The 22146-nt window shown below is 57.0% G+C and carries 23 protein-coding genes and 1 pseudogene; 11 read left to right on the top strand and 13 right to left on the bottom strand.

From position 1 onward, the window contains the following. Nucleotides 1-86 precede the first annotated feature (86 nt). Together KHQ26_RS00120 and mgrB are read right to left on the bottom strand one after the other, a co-directional pair. Nucleotides 87-377 (bottom strand): YebO family protein, encoded by a 291-nt coding sequence (locus tag KHQ26_RS00120; RefSeq protein WP_002911374.1) that lies wholly within the window; start codon nt 375-377, stop codon nt 87-89. A gap of 74 nt (nt 378-451) precedes the next feature. Beyond that, nucleotides 452-595 carry a PhoP/PhoQ regulator MgrB gene (gene mgrB / locus KHQ26_RS00115; protein WP_002911375.1) on the bottom strand — a complete coding sequence of 48 codons (144 nt, stop codon included), beginning with the start codon at nt 593-595 and terminating at the stop codon, nt 452-454. Between the two features lie 159 nt (nt 596-754). Between mgrB and KHQ26_RS00110 the strand changes: the two genes are divergently transcribed. Continuing rightward, the gene (locus tag KHQ26_RS00110; protein ID WP_004145533.1) at nt 755-994 is read left to right on the top strand and encodes a YobH family protein; all 240 of its coding nucleotides are present in this window, start codon (nt 755-757) and stop codon (nt 992-994) included. A 57-nt stretch (nt 995-1051) separates the two neighbouring features. Here KHQ26_RS00110 and kdgR read toward each other — a convergent pair whose 3' ends face one another. After that, entirely contained in the window at nt 1052-1843 is a 792-nt protein-coding gene (gene kdgR / locus KHQ26_RS00105) for a DNA-binding transcriptional regulator KdgR (protein WP_002911378.1), read from the bottom strand. A 177-nt stretch (nt 1844-2020) separates the two neighbouring features. Between kdgR and KHQ26_RS00100 the strand changes: the two genes are divergently transcribed. Next, the gene (locus KHQ26_RS00100; protein WP_002911379.1) at nt 2021-3391 is read left to right on the top strand and encodes an MFS transporter; all 1371 of its coding nucleotides are present in this window, start codon (nt 2021-2023) and stop codon (nt 3389-3391) included. A 65-nt stretch (nt 3392-3456) separates the two neighbouring features. Here KHQ26_RS00100 and htpX read toward each other — a convergent pair whose 3' ends face one another. The 4 genes and pseudogenes from htpX to KHQ26_RS00080 form a co-directional block, all read right to left on the bottom strand. Then, entirely contained in the window at nt 3457-4341 is an 885-nt protein-coding gene (htpX, locus tag KHQ26_RS00095; protein WP_002911381.1) for a protease HtpX, read from the bottom strand. 235 nt (nt 4342-4576) lie between these two features. Continuing rightward, entirely contained in the window at nt 4577-6625 is a 2049-nt protein-coding gene (prc, locus tag KHQ26_RS00090) for a carboxy terminal-processing peptidase (RefSeq protein ID WP_020804913.1), read from the bottom strand. A gap of 19 nt (nt 6626-6644) precedes the next feature. Further along, nucleotides 6645-7322 (bottom strand): RNA chaperone ProQ, encoded by a 678-nt coding sequence (gene proQ, locus KHQ26_RS00085; protein ID WP_002911385.1) that lies wholly within the window; start codon nt 7320-7322, stop codon nt 6645-6647. A gap of 81 nt (nt 7323-7403) precedes the next feature. After that, nucleotides 7404-7917, bottom strand: a pseudogene (locus KHQ26_RS00080) (GAF domain-containing protein). Between the two features lie 132 nt (nt 7918-8049). On the opposite strand from KHQ26_RS00080, the gene yebS reads away from it, so the two are divergent. The 5 genes from yebS to KHQ26_RS00055 all read left to right on the top strand — a co-directional run bounded on the left by yebS (nt 8050) and on the right by KHQ26_RS00055 (nt 14136). Then, nucleotides 8050-9333 (top strand): membrane integrity lipid transport subunit YebS, encoded by a 1284-nt coding sequence (gene yebS, locus KHQ26_RS00075; protein WP_002911387.1) that lies wholly within the window; start codon nt 8050-8052, stop codon nt 9331-9333. After that, nucleotides 9302-11935, top strand: coding sequence for a PqiB family protein (locus KHQ26_RS00070; RefSeq protein ID WP_002911388.1), 2634 nt, complete (start codon nt 9302-9304; stop codon nt 11933-11935). The genes yebS and KHQ26_RS00070 overlap by 32 nt, the downstream gene beginning before the upstream one ends. A 123-nt stretch (nt 11936-12058) precedes the next feature. Further along, entirely contained in the window at nt 12059-13492 is a 1434-nt protein-coding gene (gene rsmF, locus KHQ26_RS00065) for a 16S rRNA (cytosine(1407)-C(5))-methyltransferase RsmF (protein WP_004148845.1), read from the top strand. Between the two features lie 115 nt (nt 13493-13607). Next, on the top strand, nt 13608-13847 hold the full coding sequence (locus KHQ26_RS00060) for a YebV family protein (protein WP_002911393.1): 240 nt from the start codon (nt 13608-13610) through the stop codon (nt 13845-13847). Nucleotides 13848-13944: 97 nt separating this feature from the next. Next, nucleotides 13945-14136: a YebW family protein gene (locus KHQ26_RS00055; protein WP_002911395.1), complete on the top strand. Its 192-nt coding sequence runs from the start codon at nt 13945-13947 to the stop codon at nt 14134-14136. On the opposite strand, the gene pphA is transcribed toward KHQ26_RS00055, so the two are convergent. Beyond that, complete coding sequence (gene pphA / locus KHQ26_RS00050; protein ID WP_020804905.1) at nt 14133-14786, bottom strand: protein-serine/threonine phosphatase; 654 nt, start codon at nt 14784-14786, stop codon at nt 14133-14135. The two genes, KHQ26_RS00055 and pphA, sit on opposite strands and share 4 nt — an antisense overlap. 156 nt (nt 14787-14942) lie before the next feature. Here pphA and KHQ26_RS00045 point away from each other — a divergent pair, with 156 nt between their 5' ends. Together KHQ26_RS00045 and KHQ26_RS00040 are read left to right on the top strand one after the other, a co-directional pair. Then, nucleotides 14943-15911, top strand: coding sequence for a VirK/YbjX family protein (locus KHQ26_RS00045; protein ID WP_014907334.1), 969 nt, complete (start codon nt 14943-14945; stop codon nt 15909-15911). Nucleotides 15912-16015: 104 nt separating this feature from the next. Continuing rightward, complete coding sequence (locus KHQ26_RS00040) at nt 16016-16159, top strand: Ecr family regulatory small membrane protein (protein ID WP_002911398.1); 144 nt, start codon at nt 16016-16018, stop codon at nt 16157-16159. Between the two features lie 635 nt (nt 16160-16794). On the opposite strand, the gene KHQ26_RS00035 is transcribed toward KHQ26_RS00040, so the two are convergent. The 3 genes from KHQ26_RS00035 to yobA are packed head-to-tail and all read right to left on the bottom strand — an operon-like array spanning nt 16795 to nt 18397. Continuing rightward, nucleotides 16795-17133 carry a YebY family protein gene (locus KHQ26_RS00035; RefSeq protein WP_002911404.1) on the bottom strand — a complete coding sequence of 113 codons (339 nt, stop codon included), beginning with the start codon at nt 17131-17133 and terminating at the stop codon, nt 16795-16797. Nucleotides 17134-17149: 16 nt separating this feature from the next. Continuing rightward, nucleotides 17150-18019 carry a copper homeostasis membrane protein CopD gene (copD, locus tag KHQ26_RS00030; RefSeq protein ID WP_004175431.1) on the bottom strand — a complete coding sequence of 290 codons (870 nt, stop codon included), beginning with the start codon at nt 18017-18019 and terminating at the stop codon, nt 17150-17152. Between the two features lie 3 nt (nt 18020-18022). After that, nucleotides 18023-18397, bottom strand: coding sequence for a CopC domain-containing protein YobA (gene yobA / locus KHQ26_RS00025; protein ID WP_004151448.1), 375 nt, complete (start codon nt 18395-18397; stop codon nt 18023-18025). 112 nt (nt 18398-18509) lie between these two features. On the opposite strand from yobA, the gene KHQ26_RS00020 reads away from it, so the two are divergent. Together KHQ26_RS00020 and exoX are read left to right on the top strand one after the other, a co-directional pair. Next, the gene (locus KHQ26_RS00020; protein ID WP_002911406.1) at nt 18510-18740 is read left to right on the top strand and encodes a DNA polymerase III subunit theta; all 231 of its coding nucleotides are present in this window, start codon (nt 18510-18512) and stop codon (nt 18738-18740) included. 78 nt (nt 18741-18818) lie between these two features. Beyond that, nucleotides 18819-19478 carry an exodeoxyribonuclease X gene (exoX, locus tag KHQ26_RS00015; protein WP_002911407.1) on the top strand — a complete coding sequence of 220 codons (660 nt, stop codon included), beginning with the start codon at nt 18819-18821 and terminating at the stop codon, nt 19476-19478. A 3-nt stretch (nt 19479-19481) separates the two neighbouring features. On the opposite strand, the gene ptrB is transcribed toward exoX, so the two are convergent. Continuing rightward, nucleotides 19482-21542 (bottom strand): oligopeptidase B, encoded by a 2061-nt coding sequence (gene ptrB, locus KHQ26_RS00010; RefSeq protein WP_004151449.1) that lies wholly within the window; start codon nt 21540-21542, stop codon nt 19482-19484. Between the two features lie 120 nt (nt 21543-21662). Continuing rightward, the coding region (locus KHQ26_RS00005) for a tellurite resistance TerB family protein (protein WP_073579024.1) at nt 21663-22146 on the bottom strand (484 nt) is incomplete at its 5' end.

Below are 22146 nucleotides of genomic sequence, written 5' to 3'. Positions count from 1 at the left end.
AAGAAAGGAATAATGGAATAAGAATAAGATATTACCGCCCGCTATCATGCAGGTGCGCATCTTATGATGCACACCTGTCGGGCGCCTTAACGTTCAGCTACCAGGCGGATAAACTCATCCTCCCCTTTCGCCTTGCCGGCGACGGTCGGCTCAGCCACATCCTCTTTCTCTGGCGCATTAGCTTCGCACAGGCGACGTAACAGCGCATTCTGCCGCTTTTGCTGATCCAGCAGCGCTTGCAGCAGCTCTATCTGCTCATTCGCCCGCGAACTGGCGCGGTTGACGAAGAACCATAACAACAGACCGACAAGCAGCAGCGCCACGGACACAGCCAGCGATGCCAGATTTAAAATCCCAGGATTTAGTAACTCACTCATTTCACCACCTCAAAGAGAAGGCGTTCATTCTACCACCCGCGGCGCAGAAGGAAATCAGTCGGCAGAAAAATGTCTTACCACGGAATAAATTTATTAATAGTGCAAATGCCGCTGAAAAACTGAACATCCTGGTCGCACATTACGTTAAGCATCTGAGTCCACAGCAACAGGCAGCCTGCTATGATGACTATCAGTAAAACCCACCGTAATTTTTTCACTCCACTCTCCGCATCAGTACGCAATGTCGCCAGGATAGCACGGCCTTCTTAAACCGCGGCTAACTGTATTACGAAAGGTAAGTTTAGGAATCATCGACTTGTTTCAAAACGTGTTCGTGTCAAAATCAAGCCAGGGATCATACAAATAATGAGGCATCAATGCGATTAATCATTCGTACTATTATCTTGGTGGCTATCTTATGGATTGGCGTATTATTGAGCGGTTATGGGGTGTTATTCCACAGTGAGGAAAACGTCGGCGGTCTGGGTCTTAAGTGCCAATACCTCACCGCCCGCGGAGTCAGCACCGCACTTTATGTTCATTCCGACAGCGGAGTGATCGGCGTCAGCAGTTGCCCTCTGCTGCGTAAAAGCACAACCGTGGTTGATAACGGCTAACATCGAACCGGCGATCGCGACGTAGCGCCGCGGTCGCCAACCCCGTTATCCGCCGCCTCAGAACGGATAGTCGTTGTATCCCATTTGTTCAGAAATCTTACGCGCCGCCTGGTGGAGCATCGCCACGTATTCATGCAAGCGTTCTTCAGAGAAACGTAGCGTTGGGAAAGAGATGCTTAGCCCGGCGATGACCACGCCGAAACGGTCAAACACCGGCACGCCAATGCAGCGCAGCCCCTCTTCCTGTTCCTCATTATCCTCGCCATAGCCCTGCTCGCGAACGCCATCCAGCACTTTTAGCAACTCCTCGGTGCTGGTAATGGTCCGCTCGGTGCTGCGCTTATACTCCACGCCGTCGAGGATCTGCTCCACTTCGCTGCGATCGCGCCATGCCAGCAGCACCTTGCCAATCGCGGTACTGTACAGCGGGTTGCGGCGGCCAATACGCGAGTACATCCGCAGGTTATACATCGAGTCAATTTTATGGATGTAGACGATACTGTCTTCATCCAGCGCCCCAAGATGGATGGTCTCTTTCGTCAGTCGCGAAAGTTCGCGCATCTGAATATCGGCGCTGCGCACCAGGTCGACGTTCTGCAGCGCGCGCGCGCCCAGTTCGAACAGCTTGAGGGTGAGAGAGTATTTCTCAGACTCTCCTTCCTGTGCCACATAGCCCAGTGATTTCATGGTCTGTAAAAAGCGATAAACGGTGCTTTTCGACATCATGACGCGCTGGGACAGTTCGGTAATGCCAATTTCACGCTCTTCACCCAGCGCCTGTAGGATGCCGAAAACCTTCAATACCGAAGAGACAGAATCTGGCTGTTTATCCAAATCTGCACCTGCCATTTATCACCTCGTCGTAACTGTTTTATAAAAATTAGAACCGGTTTTTATTATAAATTCGCCGCCTCTGAGCCGCAATCATTCTTCTGCCACTTCGTTACAAATCTGCGACATACTGCGAATTAATCAATGCTAAACTCATCATTCAAAAAACCGTTTCATTTAAGACTCATATTCACCATGGATAAAAATTCTTCTGATGGCGTGCCGTTGCCGCAACGCTATGGCGCCATTCTGACCATCGTGCTTGGGCTGACCATGGCCGTGCTCGACGGGGCTATCGCCAACGTCGCGCTGCCGACTATCGCCAGCGATCTCAACGCCTCACCGGCGGCTTCAATCTGGATCGTTAACGCCTACCAAATCGCCATTGTCATCGCCCTGCTGCCGCTCTCCTTCCTCGGCGACATGGTCGGCTATCGGCGTATCTATAAGATAGGCCTGGTGGTGTTTATCTTTACCTCGCTGGCCTGCGCGCTGTCGCGTAGCCTCGAAATGCTAACCTTCGCTCGCGTCGCGCAGGGATTGGGCGGCGCCGCGCTGATGAGCGTCAACACCGCGCTGATCCGTCTGATTTATCCGCAGCGCTTTCTTGGTCGCGGCATGGGCATTAACTCCTTTGTCGTTGCCGTCTCTTCGGCGGCCGGCCCGACTATCGCCGCAGCGATCCTCTCCCTCGCCTCATGGCAATGGCTGTTTTTAATTAACGTGCCTCTCGGCATCGTCGCCTTTGTTCTGGCCATGCGCTTTCTGCCGCCCAACAGCGCGCGCAGCAAAATCATCCGCTTCGATCTGCCGAGCGCCATTATGAACGCCCTTACCTTCGGGCTGCTAATCACCGCCCTGAGCGGTTTCGCCCAGGGGCAGTCCACTCAGCTGGTGCTGGCGGAGGTCGCCGCTATGCTGGTGGTGGGGTTCTTCTTCGTTCGCCGCCAGCTCACGATGCCCGTCCCCCTGCTGCCGGTCGACCTGCTGCGTATCCCACTCTTCTCTCTCTCTATCTGCACTTCCATCTGCTCCTTCTGCGCGCAAATGCTGGCGATGGTCTCCCTGCCCTTTTTTCTGCAGTCGATGATGGGGCGCAGCGAAGTGGAGACTGGTCTGCTGCTAACGCCGTGGCCGTTAGCGACCATGGTGATGGCGCCGCTGGCCGGCTATTTGATCGAGAAATGTCATGCCGGGCTGCTGGGGGCTATCGGCCTGCTGATTATGGCCTGCGGCCTGTTCGGCCTTGCGCTGCTGCCCTCGTCGCCCTCCGATCTGGATATCATCTGGCGCATGGCGCTGTGCGGCGCCGGCTTCGGGCTGTTTCAGTCGCCGAACAACCATACCATCGTCGCCTCGGCTCCGAGCCATCGTAGCGGCGGCGCCAGCGGCATGCTGGGCACCGCTCGCCTGCTCGGACAGAGCACCGGCGCGGCGCTGGTGGCACTGCTATTCAATTTGCTCGGTAACAACGGCACCCACACCGCCCTGCTGCTGGCCGGCACCCTGGCTATCGTCGCCGCGCTAATTAGCGGTCTGCGGGTCACTCAGCCGCGCGCAGCCTGACGGACGGTAAAAAAAATCCGCAGCTTGCGGGCTGCGGATTTTCGTTTTCAGCGTCAGAAGATGGATTATTTCAGATATTCACCGCTACGCAGGGCTTCAATACGCTTATCCAGCGGCGGGTGAGTCATAAACAGTTCGCTCATGGATTTCGCTTTACCGTTAATGCAGAACGCCATCATGCTGCTGGCTTCCTGCGGCTCATAGCTGGTTTTCAGACGCTGCAGGGCTGCAATCATCTTCTCGCGGCCTACCAGACGCGCCGAGCCGGCGTCAGCATGGAACTCACGGTAACGCGAGAACCACATGGTGATTATGCTGGCCAGAATACCAAACACCAGCTCAAGCACCGTGGCGACGGCGAAGTAGATCAGCGGGTTGCCATTGCTGCTCTCCCCTTCATCTTCCCTGTTGCCGCCGAGGAAACCGGCCGCAATCTGCGCGATAACGCGGGAGATAAAGATAACGAAGGTGTTCACCACCCCCTGGATCAGGGTCATGGTAACCATATCGCCATTGGCGATGTGGCTGATTTCATGGGCAATGACCGCTTCCGCTTCATCACGGCTCATGTTTTGCAACAGCCCGGTGCTGACGGCGACCAGCGAGGCGTCACGACGCGCGCCGGTGGCGAAGGCGTTAATGTCAGGCGCGTGATAGATAGCTACCTGCGGCATGGCAATACCTACCTGCTGCGCCTGCTGCGCAACGGTATTCATCAGCCAGCGTTCCGTTTCGTTGCGCGGCTGCTCGATCACTTCCCCACCCACTGACTTCAGCGCCATCCACTTCGACATCATCAGCGAAACGATAGAACCACCGAAGCCGAACAGCAGGGCCATAATCAGAAGACCGGTCATGCTGCTGGATTGGATCCCCGTGAGGCTTAACACCAGCCCGAACACGACCATCACTGCCAGGTTCGTCAGCAGGAAAAGCGCGATTCGCATCATAATTTTCTTTTTACCTCAATTTAACAAAACGCACTATGCGATTACCCACATCGTATGGGTCAGGCTGCAATTTTCAACCATCAGCCCCCGCTAAGTCACGATAAAAACACAACTTTACATTTTGTAGCATCTTGCTGACAGCGGCAGCGCAGGTTGACATTTTGTTAGATGAGCTGAATGGCGATGACAACGCGCACAAAAAAAACGGGCACCTCTCAGGGTGCCCGTTAGCAACTTATTTGCTGGCCGGCGGTTCCACCGCCGGGCGCGCTTTTTCCAGATGCGCCAGGTCTACCGCGATATGGACCGTTTCATCAAGATATGGATCCGGCTCCTGGTAATCCTTCGGCAGATCGTCCAGTTTTTTCAACGGCGGCTTGCCTTCGCGTTTCAGGCGATCGTTAATCCGCGCCAGACGAATCGCATCATCTTCTTCGTTCTCTTTCTCACGCTGGGCGTAGTTCAGAGAGACGATGTTACGTTTGTCCTTCATCGCGTTATAACGGGCAATATCCTTCATGATGTACTGGAATTCAGGATCCTGCGCAATACGCTCGTCGTGGCGCTTGAGCAGCTCCGGTCCAAACGGGATCAGATCCCCGGACTTCACATAGGTGGCCGCGTTGATGCTATCCCACGGCAGCGCGTTGTCTTCATACTGCTCGCCGGTTTCGCGATCTTCATTGCCGGTTGGCATCATGATATCCGGCGTCACGCCTTTGCGCTGCGTACTGCCGCCGTTAATACGATAGAACTTCTGGATGGTGTACTGGACGGAACCCAACGCCGGCCACTCCGGACGCAGCATTTGATCGTAAATACGATTCAACGAGCGATACTGCTGTACCGTCCCTTTACCGAAGGTCGGTTCGCCAACGATCAGCGCGCGGCCATAGTCCTGCATCGCTGCGGCGAAGATCTCAGACGCCGAGGCGCTAAAGCGGTCAACCAGCACCACCAGCGGCCCTTTGTAATAAACCACGCCATCGTTGTCGCTGTCTTCGCGCACTTTGCCATTATTATCCCGCACCTGCACCACCGGACCGGACGGAATAAACAGACCCGAAAGCGATACCGCCTCTGTCAGCGCTCCGCCGCCGTTGCTGCGCAGGTCAATGATGATGCTGCTGACGTTCTGTTTTTCCAGCTTCTGCAGCTGCACTTTCACGTCATCGGTCAGGCCAACGTAAAAGCCTGGAATATCCAGCACGCCGACTTTTTCTTTCCCGACGGTTTTCACCGACATCTTCACCGCACGGTCTTCCAGACGAATGCGCTCGCGGGTCAGCGTTACAATACGCGTCTTGGCTCCTTTACCGGCCGGCAGGATTTCAAGACGAACCTTGCTGCCCTTCGGCCCTTTAATCAGCGCCACGACGTCATCCAGACGCCAGCCGATGACATCAACCATCGACTTCCCGGTCTGGCCAACGCCAACGATGCGATCGCCGACGCTGATCGCTTTGCTTTTCGCGGCTGGACCGCCCGCCACCAGCGAATTAATGACGGTATAGTCATCATCCATCTGCAGCACGGCGCCGATCCCCTCGAGTGAGAGGCTCATTTCGGTGTTGAACTGCTCGGTATTACGCGGCGACAGATAATTTGTGTGCGGATCGATTTCGCGAGCGAAGGCGGTCATCGCCAGCGAGAAGACATCTTCGCTGTTGGTTTGCGCCAGGCGACGGATAGCAAACTTATAGCGACGGGTTAAGGTGTCGCGGATCTCTTTATCGTCTTTACCCGCCAGCTTCAGGCTTAACTGGTCAAACTTAACCTTAGCGTCCCACAGCTTGTTCAGCTCGGCCTCGTCTTTTGGCCACGGCGCTTTGGAGCGGTCAAGGTTGAAATTATCATTGCCGGTAAAGTCCATCGGACGTTCAAGCACCTTCAGCGCATACTGATAGCGCTCGAAGCGGCGCTGCTGCCCCAGGTTGTAGAGGTCGTAAAAGACGTCCAGTTTCCCGCTGCGCAGCTCATCGCCAATTTGGTCTTTTTTAGCCGCAAACTTCGCCACATCGCTGGCCAGCAGCACATTGTGGCTGTAGTCCAGCAGGTTCAGGTAACGGTCAAAAATCTTTGCCGAGAAGGCGTTGTCGAGATCAAACTGACGGTAATGAGAGCGGGTAAAGCGCGACGTCACGCGCTCGCTTACCGTCGCGTGCTGCGGCTCTTCTTTCAGCACGGGGATTTGATCTGCGCGGGTTATGTCATCAACAGCGAATGCATGGCCTGCTATTGCCAGCAGGCCCGCAAGCGCGGTGATTTTAAAAAATGTGTTCATGCCTGGCCCGGCCTCCGTTTCAGAACACCAGGTGTTCTGCGCGTACAATCATTGACATACCAGAAGTCAGCTGTACACGAACGCCATCTTTGGTGATTTCCAGAACGGTGGCGTCCATGGCGTTATTGCCTGCTTTTACCTTCAGCGCCTGGCCGACGGTCAGAACGGAAACATCCGATACCGGAGTAAGACGCTCTTCACGCGGGGCTTTGGCCGCAACAGGACGCGGTTTACGCTGTTCAGCGCCTTCTTTACGACGCGGCTGCTGAGGACGCGGTTTACGCTCGCGGCGAACGCCTTCATCCTGCTGGCCTGCGGCCGCAGCGGCTTCGCGTTTTTTCGCCTGCTGGGCTGCGCGCTGCGCCTGAACGCGAGCTTTCGCTTCTTCCAGCTGCTGACGCGCATGGGCAATGTGCTGCTCTTCCAGTTCGCCGCACGGATTGCCATCCAGGTCAACGCGAATAGCGCCGGCTTTTACGCCGTACAGATAACGCCAGCTGGACGTGTAGAGACGTAATGCAGCGCGAAGCTGGGTCTTGCTGAGATTCATCTCACCACCCACTCGCTCAACGAGATCCTGAAAAATTCCGATTTTCAGGGGGCGCGCTTCACCTTCAGCGCTAAAGCACTGCGGGAAACGTTCGGCCAGAAAGGCGATAACTTCTTTACTGCTATTCAACTTAGGTTGATTTTCCATGAAATTTCCTGATTACAACGGACGTAGCCAACAAGCCGCAGGCATGAACAGGCGACATTATAATGACGTCCTCGCTAAATGCTACGTTATCCGTTGATTATCCCACGACACGGGTAAAGATTTTTTGATAATCCGTGGCCGCAATGAGTTTTTCCAGATGCTCGACCAGCGTGCGCAACCCCTGCTCATCTTCAGCGGTGAAGCGCCCGTAAGCCGGACTATCGATATCCAGCACGCCGATAATCTGGCCATTCACGCGCAGAGGGAAGACAATTTCCGAATTACTGGCGGCATCGCAGGCAATGTGGCCGTCAAAGGCGTGGACGTCCTCGACGCGCTGGACCTGAGCCTGCGCCACCGCCGCGCCGCATACGCCTCGCCCGACCGGGATCCGCACGCAGGCCAGTTTGCCCTGGAACGGTCCCAACACCAGGGTATCGCCTTCCAGAAGGTAGAAACCGGCCCAGTTGACCTCGCTCAGCCGCTCGAACAGCAGCGCGCTGGTATTGGCGATCATCGCCAGAAAACTGGTTTCACCTGCCATTAATGCCTGGAAATCGCGGTTCAGATCCGCGTAAAATTCTGTTTTGCTCATTATATCTTCACTTTGTTGTCTTACTGCCTGATACGTACAGCCTACTAAAATAAGCATTAAATGCGCTTGGGCTCAAGATGAATTCATTCATAGGTTAAGATAGTGAGATACATTCATTCCTGTACGTAATAAATGCCGATAAAAACACCCACCCTCAAACCTGCGAAAAAGATGGTCGTGCATACTGTCAGCACGCCGCTTCCCTATGCGCATTATCAGCGCTGTACGCAGTGTGACATGCTCTTCCGCTTACCGGTGCTCAAACGCAACCAAAGCGCCTGGTGTCCGCGCTGTAACGCGAAGGTGCGCGATGGCCGCGACTGGTCGCTGACCCGCCTGGGCAGCATGGCCCTCGCGATGCTGTTGCTCATGCCTTTCGCCTGGTCGGAGCCTCTGCTGCGCCTGCATCTGTTGGGCGTACGCATCGACGCCAACGTCCTGCAGGGGATCTGGCAGATGACCGCGCAGGGCGATCCGATTACCGCCGCCATGGTGCTGTTTTGCGCGGTGGTCGCCCCGGTGCTGCTGGTGGTCTCCATCAGCTATCTCTGGCTGGGCAATGTGCTGGGGATGAACCTGCGGCCGGTGCTGCTGATGCTCGGCAAGCTTAAAGAGTGGGTGATGCTGGATATCTATCTGGTGGGCATCGGCGTCGCCTCCATCAAGGTGCAGGATTACGCCTTCCTGCAGCCGGGCATCGGTCTGGTGGCGTTTATCTCCCTGACGTTGTTGAGCATCCTGACGCTTATTCATATGAACGTCGAAGAGCTATGGGAGCGTTTCTATCCCGAGCGTCCGGCGACCCGCGCCGATAATAATCTGCAGGTGTGCACCGGCTGCCATTACACCGGCTATCGCGACGCGCGCGGCCGCTGCCGACGCTGCCACACGCCGCTGCATCATCGCCGACCGCAGAGCCTGCAGCGCAGCTGGGCGGCGCTGATTGCCTCGCTGGTTTTCCTCTTTCCGGCCAACCTGTTGCCAATCTCCATCATCTACGTCAACGGCGCGCGCCAGGACGACACGATCCTCTCGGGGATCATCTCCCTGGCCAGCAGCAATATCGCCATTGCCGGGGTCGTGTTTATCGCCAGTATTTTGGTGCCATTCACCAAAGTTATAGTGTTATTTACCCTGCTGCTCAGCATACAATTCAAGTGCGAGCAGGGATTGCGCACCCGCATCCTGCTGCTGCGGCTAATCACCTGGATTGGCCGTTGGTCGATGCTGGATCTGTTTGTTATCTCACTCACCATGTCGCTAATAAATCGCGATCAGCTCCTCGCCTTCACCATGGGGCCGGCTGCGGTTTACTTTGGCGGCGCGGTAATTTTAACTATTCTTGCAGTTGAATGGCTGGACAGCCGCTTACTTTGGGACGCACATGAGTCAGGAAACGCCCGCTTCGCAGACTGAAGCCAGAATAAAAACCAAACGCCGTATTTCGCCATTCTGGCTGCTGCCGGTCATCGCGTTGCTGATTGCCGCCTGGCTAATCTGGACCAGCTTTGACGATCGCGGATCGACGATTACGATTGATTTCCAGTCCGCGAACGGCATCGTGCCGGGACGGACGCCGATCCGCTATCAGGGGGTTGAAGTCGGCACCGTCCAGGATATTAGCCTCAGTAAAGATCTGAGTAAGATTGAGGTTTCGGCCAGCATCAAACGCGATATGAAAGATGCGCTGCGCAAAGAGACCCAGTTCTGGCTGGTCACGCCGAAAGCCTCTCTGGCCGGCGTATCGGGCCTCGATGCGCTGGTGGGCGGGAACTACATCGGCATGATGCCGGGCAAGGGTGAACCCGAAGATCACTTTGTCGCCCTCGACACCCAACCTAAATACCGCATCAACAACGGCGAGCTAATGATCCACCTGCAGGCGCCGGATCTTGGCTCTCTGAACAGCGGCTCGCTGGTCTACTTCCGAAAAATCCCGGTCGGGCGGGTGTATGACTATTCCCTGAATGCCAATAATCAGGGGGTGACCATCGATGTGCTAATTGAGCGCCGGTTTACCAATCTGGTGAAAAAAGGCAGCCGCTTCTGGAACGTCTCAGGCGTCAAGGCCGACGTCGGCCTGAGCGGGGCCAAAGTGCAACTGGAGAACCTGTCCGCGCTGGTGAACGGCGCCATCGCCTTTGACTCCCCCGCCGATTCGCATGTCGCCTCGCAAAACGATGAATATCACCTGTATGAAGATCTGGCGCATAGCCAGCGCGGCGTGGTAGTGACCCTCGATCTGCCTGATGGCGATGGACTGAAAGCGGGCTCGACGCCGCTCATGTATCAGGGGCTGGAGGTGGGCCAGTTAAGCAAACTGAATCTAAACCCCGGCGGCAAAGTTACTGGCGAGATGACCGTCGACCCGAGCGTGGTGACGCTGCTGCGGGAGAAAACGCTGATTCAGATGAAGAAGCCGAAGCTCTCCCTCGATAACCCCAGCATTAGCACCCTGCTCACCGGCAATACCTTTGAGCTGGTGCCCGGCGAAGGCGAGCCACGCAATCACTTCTCGGTAATGCCGGCGGATAAAGCGCTGCTGGATGAGCCCAACGTCGCCACCGTTACTCTCTCGGCGCCGGAGAGCTACGGCATCGACGGCGGTCAGCCGCTGGTGCTGCACGGAGTAAAAGTCGGCCAGGTGCTGGAGCGTAAACTGACGGCCAAAGGGGTAACCTTTCAGGTTGCCATTGACCCTGAATACCGCGATCTAATTCACGGCGACAGCAAATTTGTGGTTAACAGTCGTCTGGACGTCAAAGTGGGGCTCGACGGCGTGCAGGTGCTGGGCGCCAGCGCCAGCGAATGGGTGAACGGCGGGATCAGGGTGATCCCCGGCGAAAAAGGCAAAATGCAAAGCAGCTATCCGCTGTACGCTAACCTTGAAAAGGCGCAGGAAAATAGCCTGAGCGAAGTGCCGACTACTACCCTGAGCCTGTCTGCTGAGACGCTGCCTGACGTTCAGGCCGGCTCGGTGGTGCTGTATCGTAAATTCGCCGTCGGCGAGATCATCGCCGTCAAACCGCGCAAGGATGCATTCGATATCGATCTGCATATCAAGCCGGAGTACCGCTACCTGCTGACCAACAACAGCGTCTTCTGGGCGGAAGGCGGTGCGAAGGTCAAGCTTGACGGTAACGGACTCACCGTGCAGGCCTCGCCGCTGGCGCGCGCGATCAAAGGGGCGATCAGTTTCGATAACCTCAATGGCAGCAGCGCCGGAGCACGGCTGAATAACAAACGTATCCTTTATGCATCTGAAACGGCGGCGCGCGCCGTGGGCGGCCAAATCACCCTGCACGCGTACGACGCCGGGAAGATGGCGGCCGGGATGCCGATTCGTTATCTCGGCATCGACATCGGTCAAATCCAGTCGCTGGAGCTAATCACCGCCAAAAACGAAGTGCAGGCGAAAGCGGTGCTCTATCCGGAATACGTCGGCACCTTCGCCCGCGCCGGGACCCGCTTCTCGGTGATCACTCCGCAAATCTCCGCCGCGGGCGTGGAACATCTCGACACCCTGTTCCAGGCCTACATCAACGTTGAGCCCGGCCGCGGCCCGGCACGACGCGATTTTGAGATCCAGGATACGACGATCAGCGATTCGCGTTATATCGACGGCCTGAACATCGTGGTGGAAGCGCCGGAGGCGGGGTCGCTTGGCATCGGTACGCCGGTCCTGTTCCGCGGACTGGAAGTCGGGACGGTTACCGGACTGTCGCTGGGGTCGATGTCTGACCGGGTGATGGTTAAGCTGCGCATCAGTAAGCGCTACCAGTACCTGGTACGTAATAACTCGGTGTTCTGGCTGGCCTCGGGTTACAGCCTCGACTTCGGCCTGATTGGCGGGGTGGTGAAAACCGGTACCTTCAATCAGTTTATCCGCGGCGGGATCGCCTTTGCCACGCCGCCGGGCACGCCGCTGGCGCCGAAGGCCCAGGATGGCAAGCACTTCCTGCTGCAGGAGAGCGAGCCGAAAGAGTGGCGGGAGTGGGGCACCGCTCTGCCGCAGTAATGCCCCCTTCTCCCGCCCCGGGCAACGCCGGGCGCGGGGAGAGGGTAAACCGCACGCCCCGGTGTCACGCGCCGGGGCGTTTGTGCTAAACTGCGCACCCTTTTTTTCTGTGGTGCGCTGCCCGTGGCTGAAAATACTGTCTATTTCCCTGAAGCGTTTCTCGCTCAAATGCGCGCGGCGATGCCAGCGCATCTCTCTTTCGACGACTTTATCGCCGCCTGTCAGCGCCCGCTACGCCGCAGTATTCGCGTCAATACGCTGAAGATTAGCGTCGATGATTTCCTCTCTCTGGTTGCCCCCTACGGCTGGCAGCTCGCGCCGGTGCCCTGGTGCGCAGAGGGATTCTGGATCGAGCGAGAGGATGACGACGCGCTGCCGCTGGGCAGTACCGCCGAACATCTCAGCGGGCTGTTCTATATTCAGGAAGCCAGTTCGATGCTGCCGGTCGCCGCCCTGTTCGCCGATAACCGGCAGCCCGAACGGGTGATGGACGTTGCCGCCGCCCCGGGATCGAAAACCACCCAAATTGCAGCCCGAATGGGCAACGCGGGCGGCATTCTCGCCAATGAATTCTCCGCCAGCCGGGTGAAGGTGCTGCATGCCAACATCAGCCGCTGCGGCATCAGCAACGTCGCTCTGACCCACTTCGACGGCCGGGTTTTTGGCGCGGCCTTGCCCGAAACCTTCGATGCCATCCTGCTTGACGCCCCCTGCTCCGGCGAAGGGGTTGTACGTAAAGACGCCGACGCGCTGAAAAACTGGTCGCCGGAGAGCAACCTCGACATCGCCGCCACTCAGCGCGAGCTTATCGACAGCGCCTTCCATGCTCTGCGCCCTGGCGGGACGCTGGTGTATTCCACCTGCACCCTGAATCGTGAAGAAAATCAATCGGTCATTGAGTGGCTGCTGTCCCGCTATCCGCAGGCGGTTGAGATCCTGCCGCTGGGAGAGTTGTTTCCCGGCGCAGCCGACGCCTTAACCGCGGAAGGTTTTCTGCACGTTTTTCCGCAAATTTACGATTGCGAAGGCTTCTTTGTCGCGAGGTTGCGCAAAACTGCGGCGATCGATCCGCTCCCGGCGCCAGGCTATAAGGTCGGTAAATTCCCGTTTACGCCGCTGAAGGACCGGGAGGCCGCCGCGGTAACTGCCGCCGCCAGGGCTGTTGGCCTGGAGTGGGACGCAGGCCATACGCTGTGGCAGCGGGATAAAGAGCTGTGGCTGTTTCCGCTGGCTTTGGAGCCCCTGTTCGGCAAGGTGCGCTTTTCTCGCATCGGCGTGCGCCTGGCGGAGCTGCACAATAAGGGGTACCGCTGGCAGCATGAGGCGGTTATCGCCTTTGCCGCGCCGCAGCGGGCCTTCGAGCTGTCGCAGGAGGAAGCGGAGGAATGGTATCGCGGGCGCGACGTCTATCCGCAAACCGCGCCTGGGCAGGATGAAACCATTGTGACCTTCCAGGGCGTCCCGCTGGGCCTGGCGAAGCGCGTCGGCTCCCGACTGAAGAACAGCTATCCGCGCGAACTGGTGCGCGATGGAAAACTTTTTGCCGGCAAGGTGTGAGGCCGCGCAAAAAATGCGCACTTTTTGACTGGCGCTTTTCGCCCCATTGACTACGCTGAAAAATAACGGCCATAACTGGTCGTACCACAACTCAGCTGAAAAATGGGGTGAAGCGATGAGTAAAACCAATGTCCGCATCGGCGCGTTCGAAATAGACGATGCCGAACTGCACGGTGAGCATCAGGGTGAGCGAACGTTAAGCATACCCTGCAAATCCGATCCAGACTTATGTATGCAGCTTGACGCCTGGGATGCCGACACCAGCGTGCCCGCGATTCTCAATGGCGAACATTCCGTTCTCTACCGTAAACATTACGACCGCCAGTCCGATGCCTGGGTCATGCGCCTTGCCTGACACCAATGAACCCGTCGCCTGAGACGGGTTATTTATTTCCCCGTCTCGCCGTCATCCCCTACACTAAATAATATGTGAACCCGAGCATGAGGCCAGGATGTTTGCCTTAGTGTTGTTTATTTGCTATCTGGATGGCGGCTGCGAGGACATTGTGGTTGACGTCTACCGCGAGGAAACGCAGTGCTTAGTGGCGATGGAGGATCAGCGGATCCGCCACGGTGGCTGCTACCCGATAGAAGATTTTATTGATGGCTTCTGGCAACCCGCCAGCGAATACAGCGACTTTTAGCCTGCCGACTGCAGCGCCACCAGCGTCAGCGTCCCACCAAACACAGCGCCCGTATCAATATAGTGTTGATTATCGTGGTCATAACGCGCCTGAAGCGGCGTATGGCCAAACCAGAAATGGTCTGCGCCGGCAATAGCGCCATGGCGCCCCGCCAGGTGTTCACTCAGACGATGGCGGCTCCATAGTACCCGTTGGGGATCCACCGGCTGCTGCCAGCGATAGACCGGCGCCGGGTAATCGGCGTGGGCGATCACATGCCGCGCTTTCCCGCATTCCACTTCAATAATCAACGGTAGCCGCCGACAGTGCGCCAGCAGCCGATCGACGTCGGCCCGCTGCCGCGCATCGCCCTTGACGTACCAGTCGCCACCGTTCATCTGCCAGAGCCGCATATCTCCGCTCTCCAGCGCCTCCAGCGCCATCTGCTCATGATTCCCCCGAACGGTCCTGAACCAGCGACAGCGCAACAGGCCAAGACAATCGGCGCTCTGCGGCCCGCGATCGATCAGATCGCCCACCGAGATCAGCAGATCGGCCCAGGGATCAAAACGCAGCTGACGCAGGCGATTCATCAGCAGCGCAAAGCAGCCATGCAGATCGCCCATCAGCCAGATATTACGCCAGTCGCTGCCGTTAATACGTTGATACATATAATTACCTCTCAGCGGTAATTATAGGTAATTCCAGCAAAGGTCCACGGAATTTAATTTACACCTCAATCAATTTTAAACAGACGGCAAATATAGTCCGCCAGAGGATTAAGCTTGTCAGTGGCTCGCTTTAAAATAGGGGGAAATCACAACGAGGTGTTTATCGTGACAGACAATAGCCTGCATTCATCCGGCGTGCTAGCGCCGCGCTCGCATCTTATTGCCGATCTGGTGATGGGCAGATTGACACCTGCCCCCATCTGGCGGCAAAAAAATTACCGCTTTAAGTTTTTGCTGCGCACGGCCTTATTTTATAACGCCACCAGAGCGATGCTGGAAGCGCTCAGCGCTCGGGATGATTTTAATCAGCTGCTGGCCGCGCAGGCTACGCTGCCGGGCAAAGTACACCGTCAATATCTGACCCGCGATCTCAACGCCTGGCAGCGGGCGGTGGCGGTAATCAACCATTATCGCTATATCGACACCCTACGCGGATCGCGGCTGGCGCACGCTATGACCGCGGTGTCTGAGGTCCCGCTGCTGACGTTAAACGGAAAAGAGGACCGCCGGTTTACTCTTTATGCCTCCTCGGCAGGCAAAGCCGAACGTGAGGGTGAAACCACTCTGTGGCTGCGCGACAGCGACCACACCCTGCTGGCCAGCGCCACCTTCAGCGTAACCCGTGATCACGATGCCTGGCAGCTGGTTATCGGCGGTCTGCAGGGGCCGCGACGTCACGTTTCTCATGAGGTGATTAAGCAGGCGACTCGCGCCTGCTACGGCCTGTTTCCGAAGCGCCTGCTGCTGGAGTTTATCTGGCAACTGGCCGCGCGCAGCCAAATCGCGGCTATTTACGGCGTCAGCGATAACGGTCACGTGTTCCGCGCCCTGCGCTATCGCCTGAGCAAAGGCCGCCATTTCCACGCCAGCTACGACGAGTTCTGGCAGTCTATCGACGGCCACCCGGAAAGCCCCTGGCGCTGGCGGCTACCGCTATGTCTGGAAAGAAAATCGCTGGAGAGTATCGCCAGTAAAAAACGGGCTGAATATCGGCGGCGATTCCAGCTGCTGGATCAGCTGACGGAGCAGGTGGCAATATTGACGCAGCGGCATGCCGGTGACTAAATTGCGCTGTAGGTGAAGCCGAATTACAACATGGCGTTTGCTTATTATGTCAATATTTCGCTACTATCAGGGTCCCCGAAGGCCACCGGATAGTCGCTTGCATAATGAGTAAAACCGAAATTTTTCTGCTGATTATTCTGGCGGTCATTCTGCTCGGGAGCATATGGTTTATTTTCAGCGATGAAATTTGGCTATTGCTCTGCTATCTGGAAAGTCAGATATACCCTACATTCAGCGTTCCGCAATAATATTTTCCGCCCGCAAAAGTGCTCGTGCTTATTATTTATGCCACCTCGTCAGCCGGCGAGGTGTAATCGCATGAATTGCCAAATCGTTTAGATTTTGCTTATTTTATTTATCATACAAATATGTATACTAGCAGGCTTCCGATGTTGGCCCGCCAGTTAACCTGCACGCCGGGCCTGTTTAGGTGCAGGTTTTTTCTTTTCTCCGCCCTCGTTTACGGTTCCACCGTTGCCACCTCCCCTTCCACAGGATGCGATTTATGTGTAAATGAATTGTGTATGCTAAAAACGGTGTGCTATAACGGGACATCCAGAGGCCAGCGGGTGTTTGACTGACAGGATGTCGCTGGCTCTTGGGAAAGAAGACAGATAAAGATAAAAAGAGACCGAATACGATTCCTGTATTCGGTCCAGGGAAATGGCTCTTGGGAGAGAGCCGTGCGCTAAAAGTTGGCATTAATGCAGGCTAAGTCGCCTTGCACTATAAGAATAGTTTAACGCGTCAGCTTTTCCAGTCCGCGGCCAAAGTGGCTGCATAATTCCTGGAAAGGGGGCCTCTGCCAGCGAAAAAACCGCCACTGCCGTTGTCCGGCAAGGGCGGTTTTTTTAATGTTATTACAGCAGGATAGCGAGAAAGTTTAGCAGAGCTTCTGCGCTCGCTCGATAAAGGGCGCGAGGCTCATTTTTTGTCCCGGATGCTGCGGATCGTCGATCTGGATCACTGAGATCGGCTGCGCGGTGGTTTTGCCGGCTTTGACCTGCTGCTCAGCCACCTCATTGAGCGGATACTGGACCAGCGTGCTCGGGTTGATGGCGTAAAGCGCGTTACCCGGTCGACAGGTCAACATAACCTCTTCCCGGTTGAACGCCCAGCTCTCCTTCCCCACCTCAAAACGGCTCACGGTGATAATTTGTGGCGCTGCCAGAGCAGCCCCGGAGCTTGCCAGTAACAACATGGTCAGAACAATTTTTTTCATGATTTTGCCAGTTAATTCAATAAGGTTCCCAGGTGGCAAACAGACTGACGGCCAGCAGCGCCAGCGCGCCGAGTCCTATTTCAGCCTGCGTGGTTCGCAGGATCAGGCTTTCCGCCCGCGAACCGCTTGCCGACATGCGCGGTACCAGAACATACCTGTTCACTAACGCAATTACCACCATCCCGGCGACCAGCGCACATTTGATCAACAACATGCGTCCCCACGGCGATGCGCCAATCAATCCTCCCTGGATCAACAGCGCATTGAGCGCTCCGCTGGCAATCGTGCCGGCGACGGCCAGATGCCCGTAACGTGAAAAGCGCGCCATGGTATAGACCGCGGCCGGCCGCCAGCGCCCCTGCGCCAGGCGCAGGCAATAGATAAAGGGCAACAGACCGCCGAACCAGCTGGCGACGCAGAAGAGATGCACAGCGTGGTTTGTCCGCTGCAGTACGCCGGTGAGACCATCGTGCATAGCGGCGTGCCCTACCCCGGCGGAAAGCAGCAGCTGTGCCGCCAGCAGGGCCACCAGCTGGCGGGCGCCGTGACGGGGACGGATCCACACTACCGCGAGTGCGATCCACGCCAGTAGGATCTGCCAGATCCACACTCCACCAAAGCGGGTCCCGGCCACCGCCTGCCACACGGCGGGTCGCCAGACATCCGTCCAGCCCTCGCCCATCATTCCTCCCTGCAGGAGATACAGCGCCAGCGTAGAGATCGCGCCGATCAGCAGCAGCGGGCGCAGTAGTGGATAAAAGCGCAGCATCAGCACGCGTCTCAGCGGTACCGGCGCCCACCAGGCGCCATACAGCACGCAGCCAAAAGCCAGCATCAGGGAGATAAAGTGCCCAAAGCGCAGGGTAATATAGAGCCCGGTCAGCATCGCTTACTTCACGCTAAAGGTATATTGCCCTTTGGTTTTATGACCATCCACCGAGACCACATGCCATGCCACGGTGTACTCTCCCGGCGGCAAGGCTTCCGCCAAAGGTAACGTGACCTCGGCCGGATTATCGGCGCTGCGGGTCAGTTTTCCGGTAGCCACCGCATGCTGCTGCGGACCGGTGACGGTCACGCCGCTGAATGCGGGTTCAATACCTTCGGAAAAACTGAGCGTCAACGTCTGTGGGGAAGCTGAAAGCTGCGCCCCGGCGGTCGGGATCTGCTGCTGCAGGTGAGCGTGGGCGAAGGCGCCCGCCGCGGTTAACATCCCGGCAAGCGCAACGGAGAGGCGCAACGCGCGTCCAGCAAGAAGTCGCATATTCGTCATTCCCTTTTGTTATGTCTGTAGCACAGAGAATAACCCTGTATAATGCCAGAGTCGAGCCAGGCATCTGGCCCTGACCGGATTTATAAGCAGAGTGGAGTGGATGATGGAAAGAAATCTGGCCAAAATTTCGCAAGATGAGATGGATAAAGTCAATGTCGATCTCGCCGCCGCCGGCGTTGCTTTTAAGGAACGGTACAATATGCCGGTGGTCGCTGATTTAGTCGAGCGTGAACAGCCCGCACATCTGCGCGACTGGTTCCGTGAACGACTGATCGCCCATCGGCTGGCCTCCGTCTCCCTTTCGCGACTACCGTGGGAGCCGAAACAGAAATAATGCGCGCTCGCCTCCTCCCCGTCGGTTGGCAAGCCCGGCCAATTCCATTACGCTTATTGTTTTGCTCTGGAGCGAGCCATGCTGCGCGTCATTGATACCGAAACCTGCGGCCTGCAGGGGGGCATCGTTGAAATCGCCTCGGTCGATATAGTCGACGGGCAAATTACCAATCCCATGAGCCATCTGGTGCGTCCCGATCGGCCCATCAGCCCGCAGGCGATGGCTATCCACCGGATCACGGAAGAGATGGTCGCCGATAAGCCGTGGATTGAGGAGATTATTCCTCACTATCATGGCAGCCCGTGGTACGTCGCGCATAACGCCAGCTTCGATCGCCGGGTGTTGCCGGAGATGCACGGCGAGTGGATCTGTACGATGAAGCTGGCCCGACGCCTGTGGCCGGGAATCAAATACAGCAATATGGGGTTATATAAGTCACGTAAGCTGAACGTGACTACGCCGCCGGGACTGCATCACCACCGGGCGCTGTATGACTGCTATATCACCGCCGCGCTGCTGCTGGATATCATCAATGTTTCCGGCTGGACCCCTGACGAAATGGCCGATATCACCGGTCGGCCGGCGCTGCTGACTACTTTTACCTTCGGCAAATACCGGGGTAAGGCCGTCGCCGAGATTGCTGAAAACGATCCAGGCTATCTGCGCTGGTTATTCAACAATCTCGACCGCATGAGCCCCGAACTGCGCCTGACGCTCAGGCATTACCTCGGGGAATAGCGCCTACACTGCCGCTTTTCCCGGCAGTGTCCCCTGCGCCAGGGCGATGAAAAAGGCGTACTCCAGCGCCACCCCTTCATAGCTTTTAAAGCGCCCGGATTTTCCGCCGTGTCCGGAATCCATATCGGTGCAGAGCAGCAGCAGGTTATCGTCGGTTTTCAGTTCCCGCAGTTTCGCCACCCATTTAGCCGGCTCCCAGTATTGCACCTGGGAATCATGCAGACCGGTAGTCACCAGCATGTGGGGATACGCCTGCGCCCTCACGCCGTCATAGGGACTGTAGCTTTTCATATAATGATAATAGGTTTCATCCTGCGGATTTCCCCACTCTTCAAATTCACCGGTGGTCAGCGGAATAGTTTCATCCAGCATGGTGGTCACCACATCGACGAACGGCACCTGGGCTATCACGCCATGGAACAGCTCTGGCCGTTCATTCACGGCCACGCCCATCAGCATTCCGCCGGCGCTGCCCCCCATGCCGTAGCAGAGCCGCGGATCGCCGTACCCCTGGGCAAGCAGCGCGTCACAGACGTCCAGATAGTCGTTGAAGGTATTTTTCTTACACAGGAATTTACCGTCTTCATACCATTGCTGACCCAGCTCGCCGCCGCCGCGGACGTGGGCGATGGCGTAGACAAAGCCGCGGTTGAGCAGGCTCAGCCGGCTGGCGCTGAAATCGGCATCGATACTCTCGCCATATGAGCCATAGCCATAGACCAGCAGCGGGTTGCTCCCTTTGCGAAAATGTTCGCGATGGTAGACCAGAGAGACCGGGACTTCGACGCCATCGCGGGCGGTCACCCACAGGTGTTCGCTCTGGTAGCAGCTCGTATCCAGCCCCTTTACCTCCTGCTGTTTGATCACTCTTCGTTCGCCGGTATCCATATCCAGTTCAAACAGCGTATCCGGCGTAGTCATGGAGGAATAGCCGTAGCGCAGTCGCGACGTTTCGGGCTCCGGATTATAGGCAAGCCAGGTGACATAGGCCGGATCGTCAAAAGCGATCCCCACCACCTCCCGGGTCTTGCGGTTAATTTGCCGCAGACTGGTCAGGCCACGCTGACGCTCTTCCACAACCAGCCAGTCGGTAAACAGGGTAAATCCTTCGAGCATCACGTCGTGACGCGGCGGGATCAGCGTGGTCCACTGTTCTTCATCACGCAGTACGGTACGGTAGAGGCCGAAATTCTTCCCCTCCCGGTTGGAACGAAGATAGAAAGCGTGCTGATAGTGATCAAGACTGTATTCATGATCTTTACGCCGTGGCAGAAAGCAGACCGGCTCGGCGTCTGGCAGTTCGGCGTTGAGCAGCAGCACTTCGCTGGTGGTGGCGCTGGAGAGATAAATTACCACGAACTGCTGGGAGGTGGTTTTATGCACGCTGACGTAGAAGGTCTCATCTTTTTCCTCGTAGACCAGCGCGTCGCTCTGCGCCGGTGTCCCGACGGTGTGGCGCCAGACCTGATAAGGGAGCAGCGTGGTGGGATGTTTACGCACATACCAAACAAAGCGTGAATCGTTGCTCCAGGCAAAGCCGGAGGTGACATTTTCGAGGATTTCCGGGTACCACTCGCCGTTGCTGAGGTCGCAAAAGCGCAGGCCGTACTGGCGGCGGGAAAGGTAATCTTCCGCCACCGCCATTAGCTGGTTGTTGGGCGCAATGCCCAGTCCGCCCAGGGTGTAGAACTCGCTCTTCGCCGCCCGCTGGTTGGCATCGAGCAGGATCTCCCACTCATCCCACTCTTCTTTCAGCACCGACTGCCGCTGGTAGATAGCGTATTCGCAGCCCGGCTCATACACCTGACGGTAGCGAAAGCCGTTTTTACTGTAGGGGGCAGAGACTTCCCGCTGCGGAATGCGGTCGATAATCTCCTTCAGCAGACGCTCCTGCAGGCTGAGCTGCGAATCCATCACTTGCTTGCCGTAAGCGTTCTCCGCGTGCAGATACTCCAGCACGTCAGGTCGCGCGCGCTCATCGTCGCGCAGCCAGTAATAATTATCGATGCGTGTATCGCCATGCAAGGTCATGGCGTGAGGGATCCGTTTAGCTTTAGGTGGCATGTTATTCTTCTGCTGCTTTATCGTGACACAAGAGCATTCAGGCCGCAGGGTGGCGCCTGAATGATGACGTGTCTATAAGGGTGGCAAAAGACGCGAGCGATGCAAGCGAAACGTGATGATTTAGACGCTTAGCGCTTGTTTTTGTGACTGGATATCCTGTTCTATATCGGCCCGGACATCTTTCGGCAGCGCCAGGGCGTCTCCCAGCGCATTAAGGTAGCTACGCTCCATAAAATGGTCGATATCAATCACCGCGCAGCTGACGTAGTAGATCTCCAGCGCCTCCTGCGGGTCGATGATGCCCTCGGCGAGACGCTGCGGATCCAGCGGCTGGGCCAGCGCCTGGTCAATTAGCACCCGGGCCTGAACGTCAATATTGGCCGCCCGCAGCTGAGTTTCAATATTCGCCCGCTCGTGGTCATCAATATGACCGTCGCTTTTCGCGGCAAATACCAGGGCCGTGATCAGCCGGACGCTGCGCGGATCGACATCCGTCGGCGCCGCTGCCGTCTCAGGCGCCTGGGCGGACGTATTCTGCGCGCGCATTTTCTGCTGATACTTGTTCCATAACACCGTGCCCGCCACCGCCCCGCCGCCTGCCAGC

The organism is Klebsiella sp. 10, from assembly GCF_018223925.1.
GTDB classification, from domain to species: Bacteria; Pseudomonadota; Gammaproteobacteria; order Enterobacterales; family Enterobacteriaceae; genus Klebsiella; species Klebsiella pneumoniae.
This window is presented reverse-complemented; position numbering and strand designations above follow the sequence as displayed.

Bases quoted from the DNA above. Each gene is read 5' to 3' on its own strand.
- yobA (WP_004151448.1), bottom strand. From the start codon at position 18,397: ATGCGACTTCTTGCTGGACGCGCGTTGCGCCTCTCCGTTGCGCTTGCC.
- KHQ26_RS00035 (WP_002911404.1), bottom strand. From the start codon at position 17,133: ATGAAAAAAATTGTTCTGACCATGTTGTTACTGGCAAGCTCCGGGGCT.
- KHQ26_RS00040 (WP_002911398.1), top strand. From the start codon at position 16,016: ATGAGTAAAACCGAAATTTTTCTGCTGATTATTCTGGCGGTCATTCTG.
- KHQ26_RS00055 (WP_002911395.1), top strand. From the start codon at position 13,945: ATGTTTGCCTTAGTGTTGTTTATTTGCTATCTGGATGGCGGCTGCGAG.
- prc (WP_020804913.1), bottom strand. From the start codon at position 6,625: ATGAACACATTTTTTAAAATCACCGCGCTTGCGGGCCTGCTGGCAATA.
- KHQ26_RS00110 (WP_004145533.1), top strand. From the start codon at position 755: ATGCGATTAATCATTCGTACTATTATCTTGGTGGCTATCTTATGGATT.
- htpX (WP_002911381.1), bottom strand. From the start codon at position 4,341: ATGATGCGAATCGCGCTTTTCCTGCTGACGAACCTGGCAGTGATGGTC.
- proQ (WP_002911385.1), bottom strand. From the start codon at position 7,322: ATGGAAAATCAACCTAAGTTGAATAGCAGTAAAGAAGTTATCGCCTTT.
- exoX (WP_002911407.1), top strand. From the start codon at position 18,819: ATGCTGCGCGTCATTGATACCGAAACCTGCGGCCTGCAGGGGGGCATC.
- KHQ26_RS00060 (WP_002911393.1), top strand. From the start codon at position 13,608: ATGAGTAAAACCAATGTCCGCATCGGCGCGTTCGAAATAGACGATGCC.
- KHQ26_RS00100 (WP_002911379.1), top strand. From the start codon at position 2,021: ATGGATAAAAATTCTTCTGATGGCGTGCCGTTGCCGCAACGCTATGGC.
- KHQ26_RS00070 (WP_002911388.1), top strand. From the start codon at position 9,302: ATGAGTCAGGAAACGCCCGCTTCGCAGACTGAAGCCAGAATAAAAACC.
- pphA (WP_020804905.1), bottom strand. From the start codon at position 14,786: ATGTATCAACGTATTAACGGCAGCGACTGGCGTAATATCTGGCTGATG.
- ptrB (WP_004151449.1), bottom strand. From the start codon at position 21,542: ATGCCACCTAAAGCTAAACGGATCCCTCACGCCATGACCTTGCATGGC.
- KHQ26_RS00020 (WP_002911406.1), top strand. From the start codon at position 18,510: ATGGAAAGAAATCTGGCCAAAATTTCGCAAGATGAGATGGATAAAGTC.
- copD (WP_004175431.1), bottom strand. From the start codon at position 18,019: ATGCTGACCGGGCTCTATATTACCCTGCGCTTTGGGCACTTTATCTCC.
- kdgR (WP_002911378.1), bottom strand. From the start codon at position 1,843: ATGGCAGGTGCAGATTTGGATAAACAGCCAGATTCTGTCTCTTCGGTA.
- KHQ26_RS00120 (WP_002911374.1), bottom strand. From the start codon at position 377: ATGAGTGAGTTACTAAATCCTGGGATTTTAAATCTGGCATCGCTGGCT.
- yebS (WP_002911387.1), top strand. From the start codon at position 8,050: ATGCCGATAAAAACACCCACCCTCAAACCTGCGAAAAAGATGGTCGTG.